At 31.6% G+C, this 13,804-nt stretch carries 12 protein-coding genes; 9 read left to right on the forward strand and 3 right to left on the reverse strand.

Annotated elements, in window-relative coordinates:
• Positions 1-105 precede the first annotated feature (105 nt).
• On the forward strand, positions 106-987 hold the full coding sequence (locus tag B2G86_RS01620; RefSeq protein WP_078356398.1) for a nuclease-related domain-containing protein: 882 nt from the start codon (positions 106-108) through the stop codon (positions 985-987).
• A gap of 590 nt (positions 988-1,577) precedes the next feature.
• Here the strand turns inward: B2G86_RS01620 and B2G86_RS01625 are convergent.
• Together B2G86_RS01625 and B2G86_RS01630 are read right to left on the reverse strand one after the other, a co-directional pair.
• Positions 1,578-2,207 (reverse strand): copper homeostasis protein CutC, encoded by a 630-nt coding sequence (locus B2G86_RS01625; protein WP_078356399.1) that lies wholly within the window; start codon positions 2,205-2,207, stop codon positions 1,578-1,580.
• Complete coding sequence (locus B2G86_RS01630; RefSeq protein ID WP_088368987.1) at positions 2,204-3,259, reverse strand: M24 family metallopeptidase; 1,056 nt, start codon at positions 3,257-3,259, stop codon at positions 2,204-2,206. Before B2G86_RS01630 ends, B2G86_RS01625 begins: the two co-directional genes overlap by 4 nt.
• Positions 3,260-3,370: 111 nt before the next feature.
• On the opposite strand from B2G86_RS01630, the gene B2G86_RS01635 reads away from it, so the two are divergent.
• Both B2G86_RS01635 and B2G86_RS01640 read left to right on the forward strand, forming a co-directional pair.
• Positions 3,371-4,060 (forward strand): metal-dependent hydrolase, encoded by a 690-nt coding sequence (locus B2G86_RS01635; protein WP_078356401.1) that lies wholly within the window; start codon positions 3,371-3,373, stop codon positions 4,058-4,060.
• Positions 4,061-4,180: 120 nt separating this feature from the next.
• Entirely contained in the window at positions 4,181-5,476 is a 1,296-nt protein-coding gene (locus B2G86_RS01640; RefSeq protein WP_078356402.1) for a DRTGG domain-containing protein, read from the forward strand.
• A gap of 33 nt (positions 5,477-5,509) precedes the next feature.
• Here the strand turns inward: B2G86_RS01640 and B2G86_RS01645 are convergent, their stop codons facing one another.
• Positions 5,510-5,860 (reverse strand): YtpI family protein, encoded by a 351-nt coding sequence (locus B2G86_RS01645; RefSeq protein WP_078356403.1) that lies wholly within the window; start codon positions 5,858-5,860, stop codon positions 5,510-5,512.
• 74 nt (positions 5,861-5,934) lie between these two features.
• Between B2G86_RS01645 and B2G86_RS01650 the strand changes: the two genes are divergently transcribed.
• The 6 genes from B2G86_RS01650 to B2G86_RS01675 all read left to right on the forward strand — a co-directional run bounded on the left by B2G86_RS01650 (position 5,935) and on the right by B2G86_RS01675 (position 13,730).
• Positions 5,935-6,861 (forward strand): DHH family phosphoesterase, encoded by a 927-nt coding sequence (locus B2G86_RS01650; protein ID WP_078356404.1) that lies wholly within the window; start codon positions 5,935-5,937, stop codon positions 6,859-6,861.
• Positions 6,862-6,873: 12 nt separating this feature from the next.
• Positions 6,874-10,065, forward strand: coding sequence for a DNA polymerase III subunit alpha (locus tag B2G86_RS01655; protein WP_078356405.1), 3,192 nt, complete (start codon positions 6,874-6,876; stop codon positions 10,063-10,065).
• A 134-nt stretch (positions 10,066-10,199) separates the two neighbouring features.
• Positions 10,200-11,429: an NADP-dependent malic enzyme gene (ystJ, locus tag B2G86_RS01660; RefSeq protein ID WP_078356406.1), complete on the forward strand. Its 1,230-nt coding sequence runs from the start codon at positions 10,200-10,202 to the stop codon at positions 11,427-11,429.
• Positions 11,430-11,449: 20 nt separating this feature from the next.
• Positions 11,450-11,905 carry a FadR/GntR family transcriptional regulator gene (locus tag B2G86_RS01665; RefSeq protein ID WP_078356407.1) on the forward strand — a complete coding sequence of 152 codons (456 nt, stop codon included), beginning with the start codon at positions 11,450-11,452 and terminating at the stop codon, positions 11,903-11,905.
• An 18-nt stretch (positions 11,906-11,923) separates the two neighbouring features.
• The gene (gene accD, locus B2G86_RS01670; protein WP_078356408.1) at positions 11,924-12,793 is read left to right on the forward strand and encodes an acetyl-CoA carboxylase, carboxyltransferase subunit beta; all 870 of its coding nucleotides are present in this window, start codon (positions 11,924-11,926) and stop codon (positions 12,791-12,793) included.
• Positions 12,786-13,730, forward strand: coding sequence for an acetyl-CoA carboxylase carboxyltransferase subunit alpha (locus B2G86_RS01675; RefSeq protein ID WP_078356409.1), 945 nt, complete (start codon positions 12,786-12,788; stop codon positions 13,728-13,730). The genes accD and B2G86_RS01675 overlap by 8 nt, the downstream gene beginning before the upstream one ends.
• The last annotated feature ends 74 nt before the right edge of the window (positions 13,731-13,804 follow it).

Consider the following 13,804-nt stretch of genomic DNA (forward strand, 5'->3'; position numbering starts at 1 on the left):
CAGGATTTTTTGTTTTTTTGCAGCTTGAGAAAATAAATATGAACAACTATAATTTGTATGTAATTTTATTGATTTACTTATAACAACGACGAGAAAGGTGAGCAAATGAATAGTAAAGACTATAAAATTTATTTAAGAGCTTTAGAAGGAAGAACAAATTTTTCAATAGAGCAAAGAAAAGAAATGTATGTTGACCAATTAGGAGATGAAGGAGAAAAGTACTTTAAGTCAGTATTAGATACAATAGAAAATATCAAATATATAAGTAACTTTGAAATAAGTGTGTCAAATCATGTACAAATTGATTTTTTGGTTGCAGCATCAGAGAAAATTTTTATTTTCGAAATTAAGCACTATAGTAATGAATGGTTCTTTGAAGATGATTATATTAAAAGTTCAAATGGACAGAAATATCATTCACCAATGCTACAAGTAGCTAAGATAAAAAAAGAAGTACAAAATATTTTAAATAAAACGGGTATTAGCAGAGAAATACAAACATTTATTATATTTACAAACCCTCACTTTAATATAGTCGGAGAAAGACCACCAAATATTATACTTCTTCATGAAATTCCCCAACTTTTTAAAATCATTGATACCCATCACGAATTAGATAATGAAGTGATTTTGACTATATTGAAACAATTTGAATCAATCCATTCGACATATTATCATAAGAATATTGCTTTAGTAAAAGATAAAGTAGCATCAGGATTAAGATGTCCAAAATGTAGAAAAATGTATACGATATCTTTTAGTAAGTTTCAAAGAAAATATTTTTGCTATTATTGTAAGGAACATTTAAATAGTGAAAATATTATTTATTCTAACTTACAAGAACTTTTTATAATCAAAAGAAAGCCATTTAAATTAAAAGAGGCAATAGAGTGGTGTCAACCAGTACAAGCTCATACAGTTAGAAGAGTGTGTCAAAAACATTTTAAAAGTCAAAATGTGCGAAATAAAAGATTTTATATAGAATAATATGAAAAAATCTAAGTTTAGTTTTTTAGTGAATATTATGAATATCAGTGTTTATGTTCACACAAGTCGAGAGAGGTGTAACTAAGGATGCTCTTGCTGACACAAGTCTAAAGAAGTGTAACTAAGGATGCTCTTGGTGACACAAGTCGAGAGAAGTGTAACTAAGGATGCCCATGCTGACACAAGTCTAAAGAAGTGTAACTAAGGATGCCCATGCTGACACAAGTCTAAAGAAGTGTAACTAAGGATGCCCATGCTGACACAAGTCTAAAGAAGTGTAACTAAGGATGCCCATGCTGACACAAGTCTAAAGAAGTGTTACTAAGGATGCCCATGCTGACACAAGTGGAAACAAGTGTAACTAAGGATGCTCTTGCTGACACAAGTCTAAAGAAGTGTAACTAAGGATGCTCTTGGTGACACAAGTCAGTAGAAGTGTAACTAAGGATGTCCATGGTGACACAAGTCGAGAGAAGTGTAACTAAGGATGCCTATGATGACACAAGTGGAAAGAAGTGTAATCATCTCATACCATAACACACTAAAATCCGCATCTCATACCTTAATGAGATGCGGATTTATATTAATACTTATACTATTTTCGTACCGTGGACTTCATCAAATGGGATATCTTCTGTTAATGCTGATAAATTATCTTTATTTAGTCCGCCACCTGGCATGATTGTTATGTTTCCTTTTGAATGGATTAACAATTTGCCGAGATGGTTTACGTTATCGAATATTGAAGTGTCACTTGGTCCGCCATGTGTTAATAAACGAGTAAATTGTTGGTTGATTAACCAATCTAATGATTTAAGTTGGTTGTACGGATTGATGGAATCAAATGCCATATGACAAACGGCTGGTATTACACCACATGCTTCTTTTAAAGACTGCATTTTCCATTCATCTAAGTGTTCGTTTTCGTCTAAGCAACCAAATACAAAGGCATCAACATTTAATTCTTTTAATTGTATGATGTCTTGTCTCATTATTTCGTATTCAAAGTAATCATAATTAAAATCTCCGCCACGTGGTCTAATCATAACTGCAACTTCGACATTGTTTTGATGACAAAGTTCTACTGCTATTTTTACCATTCCATAGCTTGGCGTTGTGCCACCTACTGAAAGGTTATCACAAAGTTCTATTCTGTTAGCACCGTTTTTAATAGCGTTATTTATTTGAGTAATTGTTTCTACGCAAGCTTCTTTGATCATTTTTTATATCCAGTCAAAATTTTATGTCCGTCTTTAGTTACGACAATATCATCTTCAATTCTAACGCCGGCAACTGTAGGAACGTAAATACCTGGTTCTACTGTTAATACCATACCTTCTTGGAATTCATCCTTATTTGTACTAGAGATGTCAGGGAATTCGTGAACACTTAATCCGAGTCCATGTCCTAGTCTATGAGGGAAGTATTCACCATAACCTGCATTACTAATAATATCTCTTGCTACTTTATCGCAGTCTGAAATTTTAGCACCAGGTTTTATCATGTCTATAGCTTGTTTGTTTGCATTAAGTACAACATTATAAATTTCTTTAGCTTTTTCTGATGGTGTACCGAATGGAACTGTTCTAGTTATGTCTGAACAGTAACCTTTATAAATTACACCTAAATCAAATAACACATATTCATTGTCTTTTAACTTTCTATCTCCAGGTGTACCATGCGGAGCAGCAGCATGGTCGCCAAACAACACCATAGTATCGAAGCTCATTTTTGAAATGCCATGTTGTTTCATCGTTGTTTCGATATGATTTAATACTTCTATTTCAGAAATACCTTCTTCTAACTTTTCAACACCAGCTTGAATAGCTAAATCTGCATATTTAGCCGCTTCTTGTAACATTTCAATTTCATTATCTGTTTTAACATTTCTAATATCTTTTAATACTTGATCAATATCGACAATTGTTTCTACGTTAAAAGCTTTTTCAATTTCACGAAGTCTTTTAACAGATAAATGTTCAGATTCTATTGCAAATGTTTTATAAGATTGTTGCTCGATTATATCAAAAGGTGATTCAGTATCTAAATAACCAACGATATTGCCTTTGAAACCAGCGTTCTTAGCTTCTTCTACTTCCATTTTTGGACAAAATAAAGTTTCGTCACCATCTTTAGTAATTAATAAACTAAATAATCGTTCATGAGGCTCAGATAAATAACCCGTTAAATAAAAAATATTTAATGGAGTTGTTATCCATGCCGCATCTACACCTTTTTCTTTTAAAAATGTTGTAATTTCATTATGTTTCATTATTATGCCTCCCGCTTCTCTTTCTTACATTATTATTTTAGACTTCTTGATTCATAAATTCAAATTTAGGGTATATAACATATGGAAAAGACAATATGAGGAGGGAAAGTCATGAAAGTATCATTTCATGGACAATCAGTAATCTATTTTGAGAGTAAAGGACAAAAAGTGATTGTGGATCCATTTATTACTGGAAATCCAATGTCAGATTTAACAGCAGATGAAGTAGAGGTCGATTATATTATTTTAACTCATGGTCATGGAGATCATTTAGGTGATACTGCTAGCATTGCAAAAAGAACTGGTGCAACAGTAATTGCTTTCCCAGAAGCGATTGATTATTTATCAAATAAATATAATCTTGAAAACTTACATCCAATGAATATTGGAGGCAATGTTGAATTCAAATTTGGTAAAGTTAAATACGTTCAAGCATTTCATAGTAATAGCATTACAGAAGAAAATGGTGAAATTGTTTATTTAGGTATGCCAGCAGGGATTGTATTAGAAACTGAAGCTGGAACGATTTACCATACAGGAGATACAGGATTATTTAGCGATATGAAATTAATTGCAGATAGACATCCAGTTGATTTATGTTTCATTCCAATTGGCGATAATTTCACGATGGGAATTGATGATGCAAGTTATGCAATTAATGAATTTATTAAACCTAAAAAAGTAGTACCAATACATTACGATACATTTGATTATATTAAGCAAGATCCTAAAGAGTTTGAAAAGGCTGTTACGTCATCTGAAGTAAGTATTCTAAAAGCAGGAGAATACGTCGAATTATAAAATAGAGATTAGAAGTGGTTGCATATAAACGCAACCACTTTTCTTTTGTAAACATATCATTTAACCACTCAAAAATGTATAATAGAAAGTAATTCATTAAATTTGATAGAGGGTATAAACATGACGAAACATGAACAAATTATAAAGTACATTGAGTCGTTATCTGTTGGACATAAAATCTCTGTCAGGCAGATAGCCAAAGATTTAAATGTCTCAGAAGGTACTGCTTATCGAGCAATAAAAGAAGCGGATAACAAAGGGCTCGTAGCTTCAATTGATAGAGTTGGTACTGTTAGAATTGAGCGTAAGTCTAGAGAACAAATTGAGAATTTAACTTTTAACGAAATTGTTAAAATAGTAGATGGTCAAGTATTAGGCGGAAAGCAAGGTTTATATAAAACATTATCCAAATTTGCTATTGGGGCAATGGAGTTAAATGATGTAGTAAAATATTTAACTAAAAATACATTGCTTATAGTGGGTAACCGCGCTGATGTTCAATTGGAAGCTTTAAAGAGAGGTTCGGCAGTACTAATTACTGGTGGGTTTGAAGCAAATGAAGAAATTATTGAATATGCTAATGAATTTGAACTACCAATTATTTCTTCAAATTACGACACTTTTTTAGTAGCAAATGTTATTAATAGAGCCATCTATGATCAAATGATTAAGAAAGAAATTCTAATGGTCGAAGATATTATGATACCTATAGAATCAACTTCTCATCTTGATGACACGCAAAAAGTAAGAGATTGGAATGAATTATCCCAACTTACTTCTCACACACGTTTTCCTGTAATTGACAGTGAATCGAAAGTTGTGGGTATCTTGACAAGTAAAGACATTGTGAATGAAGAACTAGATAGAAGTATTAAACCATTAATGACTAAATCACCTATAGTTGCACATTTGAATACAACGATTGCAACCTGTGCGCATCTCATGATTTGGGAAGGTATAGAATTGTTACCAGTTGTTTCTAGTTCTAAAGAATTGATTGGTATTATATCAAGAGAAGATGTATTAAAGACTATGCAGTTAATGAGTAAACAACCACAAATTGGAGAAACAATTCATGACCAAATTGCGAAACAAATAACGATGGTTAATGGAAATGTTGTTGTAAATATATCGCCACAACTTACAAATCAATTTGGTATGATGACGAAATCTGTATATATTGCTGTCATTGAAGAAGCATTACGTTATGAAATACGAAAAATGAAAAAATCTGAAATTATGATTGAACATATAGATATTTATTATATAAAGACTGTTCAAATAGATGATGAAGTCGAAGTGAAAATCTCTACTTTAGATATCGGAAGATTATTTGCTAAATTTGAAGTGACTATGGTTAGTGGAAGTGCAACAGTTGCCAAAGCTTTACTTATGTGTCAAATTTTCGAAAAATAAAAAAGCGTTATAAATACAACGCTTTTAAAGAAATTAATTATGCTTTTTTTGTTCGAACTCTTCCCAAGCTTTATTTTCAATGGGTAAGTTGCCTTTAAAGTATTTGCTTGCTTTATAACCATAAGTAAGATTCAAAATACCAAAGAATAATAATACGATTACAATGATATACGTTACTAAAGTTGGAAATAAAAATACTTGATCAACTGCAAATGCTATCATAAATATACCGAAATAAAATCTAGAGCGAGCTTTATGATAGGCTTTTCTAACATCGCGTTTTGTTCTAAATGAACGCGCAAGATTTAAAATTGCAAATATTAAAGCTAGAATCATAATTGTTACTGCTAAAGCAACAAATGTGGACATAATTTCAGGTGACATGATTTATTCCTCCTACCAAATCGAATTATATCAATTAATAAAATATAAGTAAATATAAAGAAAGAAGGATAACAATGGAAGAAATATTAAATAAAATTAAGCAATATGAAACAATTATAATACATAGACATGTGAGACCGGATCCTGATGCATACGGTTCACAGTTAGGATTGAAATATATATTACAAGATACTTTTCCAGAAAAGAATATATATGCAGTAGGGCAATCAGAACCTACTTTAGAATTTATAGGTGATTTAGATGAAATATCTGATGATACTTATAATGGTGCACTAGTGATTGTATGTGATACAGCTAATTCACCTAGAATTGATGATGAACGATTTAACAAAGGTTCAGAACTAATTAAAATAGATCATCATCCACCAGTTGATTCATATGGTGATATTAATTTCGTTAATACAAATGCATCATCGACTAGTGAGATAATCTTTGATTTAAATCATTCATGGAATTTGAATGACTCAAATGTAAGTGAGCGAGCAAGCCGAGTTTTATATTTAGGTATTGTTGGAGATACTGGAAGATTCTTGTTTGATAACACAACACCACATACTATGGAAGTTGCAGCACAATTGATGACGCAAGAGTTTGAACGTAATAGACTACTCAATCAATTAAGTGAACGTGAACCTGAGTTATTACACTTTCAAGGTTATATATTACAAAACTTCAATTATGATGGTGAAGGCTTTTGTTCTATAAAAATTACGAAAGACATTCTTGAAAAATTTAATTTAAAACCTAACGAAGCTTCATTATTTGTAAATACAGTTGCAGATATTAAAGGACTTAAAGCATGGGTATTTGCTGTCGATGAAGGTAAAGAAATTAGATGTAGAATACGTTCAAAAGGAATTACAATCAATCACATAGCTGCTAAGTATAATGGTGGTGGACATCCAAATGCTTCAGGTGCCTCCGTATATAGTTGGGAAGAGTTTGATGCATTAACTGCAGATATTAAATCTGAAATTTAGGAGGTGTAGCGCATGGTAAGTCATTTAAATATTCATTCATCATATGATTTATTAAATTCAAGCATCAGAATTTCAGATGTCGTTGAAAAAGGTAAAGATGAAAATTATCAAGCGCTAGCTTTAACGGATTTAAATGTTATGCACGGTGCATTACAATTTTATGATGAATGTTTAAAGGTAAATATAAAGCCGATTATTGGATTAACAGTATATTTAGATGATCAACTTAATCAAGTTGAATGCGTTTTATTAGCAAAAAACAATATTGGTTATCATAATTTAATTAAACTATCATCAGCAATTTCTCTTAAAGAGCGGTTTTCAACGCCTGTTGAGTGGTTGAATACTTATTCTGATGGGTTAATCATTATAGCAAAACAACTTAGCCCAGATAATGCCTATTTATTCCAAGCAATTCAAATTAATGATGATGATAAATATTTATCTCATAATTCTAGTGCGGAATTAACACATAAAAAAGTGTATATACAATCTGCATTATATTTGAATCAAGATGACGGAGATAGTTTGATTGGTTTAAAAGCGATTAAAAATAATGAAAAATTAACGATTAGTGATTTTAACAAGAATATAAACAGACATTTCTTATCTGAAAAAGAATTACCGAATATAGATGTTTCAAATGAATATATTGAAAATACTGATGAGATAGCGCAAAAATGTAACGTTGAAATTACATATCATCAAGATTTATTACCTAAATTTGACACACCAGAGCATAAAACAAGTAATGAATACCTTTGGGAATTGTTAATGATTAATAAAGAAAGATACCCACAATTCAATGAAGAATATGAAAAAAGATTAAAATACGAATATGACATTATTGTCTCAATGGGCTATGCTGATTACTTTTTAATTGTTAGTGATTTGATTCAATATGCTAAAGAACAAAATGTACTAGTCGGACCAGGACGTGGATCATCAGGAGGTTCATTAGTTAGTTATATTTTAAATATAACGACGATTGATCCGATAGAGTTTGATCTGTTATTTGAACGTTTTTTAAATCCAGAGCGTGTAACAATGCCAGATATTGATATTGATTTTCAAGATACTAAAAGAGATAAAGTAATTCAATATGTACAAAATAAATATGGAGACAATAAAGTAGCAGGTATTGTTACATATGGTCATTTACAAGCAAGAGCGGTGGCAAGAGATGTAGGAAGAATTTTACAGTTTGATGATGCGACTTTAAATTATATATCTAAACTGATACCACATAAATTAGGTATTACACTGAACGAAGCTTATGAGAGTGAAGAATTTAAGCAATTTGTTAATCAAAATCATTTACATGAAAAATGGTTTGAACTCAGTAAACAACTTGAAGGATTACCGCGTCATACGTCTACTCATGCAGCGGGTATTATTATAAATGACCAATCATTACATCAATTTGTTCCTACTATGATGGGTGACACGGGTGTTTTAACACAGTGGACAATGACAGAAACTGAAAAAATAGGCTTGCTGAAAATTGACTTTCTTGGATTAAGAAACTTATCTATTATTCAACAAGTCGTTAATCAAGTTAAATATCAAGAAAATAAAAATATAGATATTGAAGAAATACCTTTCGACGATGCTAAAGTTTTTCAGCTTTTATCAAGAGGGGAAACTACAGGAATATTCCAACTTGAATCACAAGGCGTTCGAAGTGTATTAAAAAGATTAAAGCCTGATCATTTCTTGGATATTGTTGCCGTAACTTCTCTTTATAGACCTGGCCCAATGGAAGAAATTCCTACTTATATAAAACGGCGTAGACAGAATGAACAAATTGAATACTTACATCCAGATTTAGAAGGTATATTGAAATCAACATATGGTGTTATTATTTATCAAGAACAAATTATGCAAATTGCAAGCAAATTTGCTGGATTTTCTTATGGTGAAGCGGATATTCTAAGACGTGCGATGAGTAAGAAAAATAGAGCAGTACTAGAAAATGAAAGAAAGCATTTTGTTAACGGAAGCTTAGAACGTGGGTACGAGGAATCAACAGCAATAAAAATATTTGATTTAATTCTTAAATTTGCTGATTACGGTTATCCGAAAGCTCATGCTGTAGCTTACAGTAAAATTGCATATATCATGACATATTTAAAAGTTCATTATCCGACTTATTTTTATGCCTCTATACTATCCAATGTAGTAGGTAATGAAGTGAAAACTGAACAAATGGTAACTGAATTGAAAAGAATAGGTGTTAAAATTTATCCACCATCCATTAACGATAGTGAGTGGTTTTATAAAGCAACTTCAGACGGAATTTACACGTCACTTGGGGCAATAAAAAGTGTTGGTTATCAAAGTGTCAAAAGTATTGTCGATGAAAGAAAGACAAATGGTAAATATAAAGACATGTATGATATTGTTCATAGACTTCCTAATAAAGTGAAAAATAAAAAAATGATACAATCACTTATTTATTCAGGTGCATTAGATACTTTCGGTCAAACAAGAGCTACCATGTTACAGTCAATTGACGATGTTTATGAAAGTAGTGAGTCAGTTGGAGATGCCAATAATTTACTTGCAGAACTAGGCTTAAATGTAAAAAAAGAATTCAAAGAAGTTGAAGAAATGCCTAGTCTTATGAAAAGTGAATATGAAAAAGAATATTTAGGATTTTATGCGACTGAACATCCTATTCTATCATTATTCAAAGAACTCCAATATTTATCTATTTATCCAATTAGAATACAAAATGACAAAGTACCTATGTTAGTCATGATTGCTTCATTAAGAAAAATTAGGACTAAAAAAGGGCAAAATATGGCTTTTGTAAATATAATTGATGGTATAAATGAAGTGGAAGGTGTTATTTTTCCAGATGCATATAAACTAATTGAAACAACTGAAATTATAAGCGTACCAATTATTATTCAAGGTAAGTTTGAGAAAAGAAATGGAAAGATGCAAATCATTATTAATAGTATAGAAACGTTAGAAGACTTTAAAAAAGAAAAGTTAGCAACTACTAAAGAAGTTGTGGTTAGAAATGTGACAAGTCTGGATGAATGGGTAACAAAATCAGAGGAAAGTAAAATTAAAGTAACATACTTTAACGATGATGATTTTACCTCAAAATCACTTGGATATTTAAATTTGAATAAAGGTGATTTTGAAGAATTTATAAATATAGTAGGTTATGAAAATGTACGACTTTTATAGTCTTTATTAATTAAATAAATTATGATATAGTATTCTTCATGGTGGTCTGACCACTGTGAAGAATTTTTTAATTTAAATAATAAAATTTCATGTATAATAAAGGGATAGATACATAAAATGAAGGGATGATCATTTTGTCACTAAGAGACGATGCTCTATATATGCACAAAGAAAAACAAGGTAAATTAGGTGTCTACGCAAAGGTTAAAGTTACTAATAAAGAGGAATTAAGCCTTGCTTATTCACCGGGAGTTGCTGAGCCATGTAAAGATATACATGAAGATGTACGTAAAGTATATGACTATACAATGAAATCAAATGCTGTAGCAGTTATTACTGATGGTACTGCTGTATTAGGTCTTGGAGATATTGGTCCTGAAGCAAGTATTCCAGTTATGGAAGGTAAAGCAGTATTATTTAAAAGCTTTGCAGGCGTAGATGGCGTACCAATAGCATTAAACACGACAGATGTTGATGAAATTGTAAACACAGTTAAACTATTAGAACCTAACTATGGCGGCGTTAACTTAGAAGACATTTCAGCTCCTAGATGTTTTGAAATTGAAGAGAGACTTAAAAAAGAAACTAAAATACCTGTATTTCATGATGATCAACATGGTACTGCAATCGTCACAGTGGCTGGATTAATAAATGCACTCAAAATTACTGACAGAAAATTATCCGATATAAAAGTAGTCTTAAATGGCGCTGGTGCTGCTGGTATTGCAATTATAAAATTATTATATAGTTATGGCGTAAGAAACATGATTATGTGTGATTCTAGAGGTGCAATTTATGAAGATCGTCCTTATGGAATGAATCCTACAAAAGATTTTGTGGCTAAATGGACTAATAAAGACAAAATCGAAGGAAAACTAGAAGATGTTATTAAAGAAGCTGATGTTTTTGTTGGTGTTTCAGTAGAAGGCGCATTAACAAAAGAATTAGTTGAAACTATGGCAGAGGACCCAATTATTTTTGCTATGGCCAATCCGGTTCCTGAAATTATGCCTAATATTGCAAAAGAAGCTGGTGCAAAAGTTATAGGCACAGGACGTTCAGATTTTCCAAATCAAATTAATAATGTATTAGCATTCCCTGGTATATTTAGAGGTGCTTTAGATATTAGAGCAACACATATAAACGAAGAAATGAAACAAGCGGCTGTAGAAGCCATTGCTAACTTAGTTTCAGAAGATGAATTAAATTCAGACTATGTAATACCTGGTCCATTTGATGCAAGAGTTGCACCTTATGTTGCAAGAGCTGTAGCTAAAGCCGGTATGGAATCAGGCGTAGCACGTATTGAAGTCGATTTAGATGAAATTGAGCGAAAAACATACGAATTAGCTGACTTGTCATAGTTTGGGAAGGAGGCACCACATTGGATAAAAATAAGCAAAAAGGTTTAATCAAGATTGTCGAACAAATTCAATCAATTATTGTTGAAAAAAATATTCAAGTGGGCGAAAAGCTACCTTCTGAAAGATTTTTAAGTGAGACACTTAATGTCGGGCGTTCAAGTATAAGAGAAGCTCTTAGAGCATTAGAGCTTCTCGGTGTAATACATACTAGGAGAGGTGAAGGTACATTTCTAAGTGATATGTACCAACACCAACTTTTTGATTTGATTGGTAGGTTTTTGATCCATAATGAATCTCAATTAGATGAAATAAATGAGCTTAAATGGATGATTGAAAATTTTTGTGAAGAACATAATAGCATCGAAACAAATTCAAAAGAAGAACTTGTTTCTTCTAATAATAATCAAATTATGTATATGATTTGGAAACTACTCTCTCAATATAGTGATAGATTTGAAAGAGATAATTGTAAATAAGATCAGGGGGATAGTGACATGTTTAAAGACTTGTTCAATCGAAACCAAAAAAAGAAAAAATATGTAACTGTTCAAAACAGTAAAGATAATGACGTGCCAGAAGGTATTATGACTAAATGTCCAAAATGTAAAAAAATTATGTATACGAAAGAACTCGTACAAAATTTAAATGTTTGTTTTAATTGTGATCATCATATTGCGCTTAGTGCTCACGACAGAATTAAAACTGTAAGTGATGAAGACGCGTTTAAAGAATTCGATGTCGGTATGACTGCTTCAAATCCTTTAGAATTTCCTGGATATGAAGATAAGCTTGAAAAAGATAGACAAAAAACAGGTCTTAATGATGCTGTTGTTACAGGTGTTACAACAATAGATGGTATCCCTTATGGTATTTGCGTTATGGATTCCAGATTTAGAATGGGTAGTATGGGTGCAGTAGTCGGAGAGAAAATTTGTAGAATAGTAGATTATTGTGCAGATCATGATTTACCATTTGTATTATTTACAGCAAGTGGTGGTGCACGGATGCAAGAAGGTATAATTTCACTTATGCAAATGGCTAAAACAAGCGTTTCAATCAAACGTCATAGTGATAAAGGTTTACTTTTTATTTCTTATATGACACATCCAACTACAGGAGGCGTTTCAGCTAGTTTCGCATCTGTAGGGGATTTAAATTTTGCAGAACCAAAAGCATTAATTGGATTCGCAGGTAGAAGAATCATTGAACAAACTATAAGTGAAAAACTACCTGATGATTTCCAAACGGCAGAATTTTTACTAGATCATGGACAACTTGATAAAGTTGTACATAGAAAAGATATGTACAAAACATTAAGTACTGTTCTTAAGATGCATCACAACGAGGTGAGAGATAATGCTTGAATTTGAAAAACCTTTAGAAGAGATTAAAGAGAAGATAGCATCTCTAAAAGCTTATCAAGAAAAGCATGGTGTTAATTTATTAGATGAAATTGAAATATTAGAAGCAACTTTGTCTAAAGAAACAGAACAAATATATAAAAACTTAAAGCCTTGGGATAGAGTACAAGTTGCTAGGTTGCAAGAAAGACCAACAACGCTAGATTATATTCCATATATATTTGATGACTTTATAGAATTACATGGCGATCGTACATTTAGAGATGATCCAGCATTAATAGGTGGATTAGCTTATTTTAATGGATTACCTGTAACAGTTATTGGTCATCAAAGAGGTAAAGATACGAAAGATAATATTTACCGAAACTTCGGTATGGCACATCCTGAAGGGTATCGTAAAGCTTTGAGATTAATGAAACAAGCAGAAAAATTCAACCGTCCTATTATAACCTTTATTGATACAAAAGGTGCGTATCCAGGTAAAGCTGCTGAAGAACGTGGCCAAAGTGAATCAATTGCTAAAAACTTAATTGAAATGGCTTCATTAACTGTTCCCGTTATTTCTATCGTAATTGGTGAAGGAGGAAGCGGCGGAGCACTTGGTTTAGGTGTTACGAACCGTTTACTTATGCTTGAAAATAGTACGTATTCTGTAATCTCTCCTGAGGGTGCAGCTGCATTATTATGGAAAGATTCAAGTTTAGCACAAATGGCAGCTGAAACGATGAAAATTACTGCTCCTGATTTATTTGAATTAGGGGTTGTAGATGAAGTGGTTAAAGAACCATTTGGTGGAGCACATAAACATTTAGAAAACCAAGCAACACTTATAAAGACTTCAATTAACAAACATATGTCTGAGTTAAAAACATTATCTCCAGAAAGTTTAGTTGAAGATAGGTTTAAAAAGTATCGTAATATAGGAAGTTATATTGATTAATAACAAACATGGAAAAGAAAAGTCTTGTTTAAAAGACTTTTCTTTTTCTTTGTTATGAGTATATATGCATAATA

Source organism: Mammaliicoccus fleurettii (assembly GCF_002018435.1).
Taxonomy (GTDB): Bacteria; Bacillota; Bacilli; order Staphylococcales; family Staphylococcaceae; genus Mammaliicoccus; species Mammaliicoccus fleurettii.

What these genes read in the sequence shown, in the direction of transcription:
- B2G86_RS01630 (WP_088368987.1), bottom strand. Translation starts at nt 3,259, where the DNA reads ATGAAACATAATGAAATTACAACATTTTTAAAAGAAAAAGGTGTAGAT.
- B2G86_RS01640 (WP_078356402.1), top strand. Translation starts at nt 4,181, where the DNA reads ATGACGAAACATGAACAAATTATAAAGTACATTGAGTCGTTATCTGTT.
- B2G86_RS01645 (WP_078356403.1), bottom strand. Translation starts at nt 5,860, where the DNA reads ATGTCACCTGAAATTATGTCCACATTTGTTGCTTTAGCAGTAACAATT.
- B2G86_RS01625 (WP_078356399.1), bottom strand. Translation starts at nt 2,207, where the DNA reads ATGATCAAAGAAGCTTGCGTAGAAACAATTACTCAAATAAATAACGCT.
- B2G86_RS01620 (WP_078356398.1), top strand. Translation starts at nt 106, where the DNA reads ATGAATAGTAAAGACTATAAAATTTATTTAAGAGCTTTAGAAGGAAGA.
- accD (WP_078356408.1), top strand. Translation starts at nt 11,924, where the DNA reads ATGTTTAAAGACTTGTTCAATCGAAACCAAAAAAAGAAAAAATATGTA.
- B2G86_RS01655 (WP_078356405.1), top strand. Translation starts at nt 6,874, where the DNA reads ATGGTAAGTCATTTAAATATTCATTCATCATATGATTTATTAAATTCA.
- B2G86_RS01635 (WP_078356401.1), top strand. Translation starts at nt 3,371, where the DNA reads ATGAAAGTATCATTTCATGGACAATCAGTAATCTATTTTGAGAGTAAA.
- B2G86_RS01650 (WP_078356404.1), top strand. Translation starts at nt 5,935, where the DNA reads ATGGAAGAAATATTAAATAAAATTAAGCAATATGAAACAATTATAATA.
- B2G86_RS01675 (WP_078356409.1), top strand. Translation starts at nt 12,786, where the DNA reads ATGCTTGAATTTGAAAAACCTTTAGAAGAGATTAAAGAGAAGATAGCA.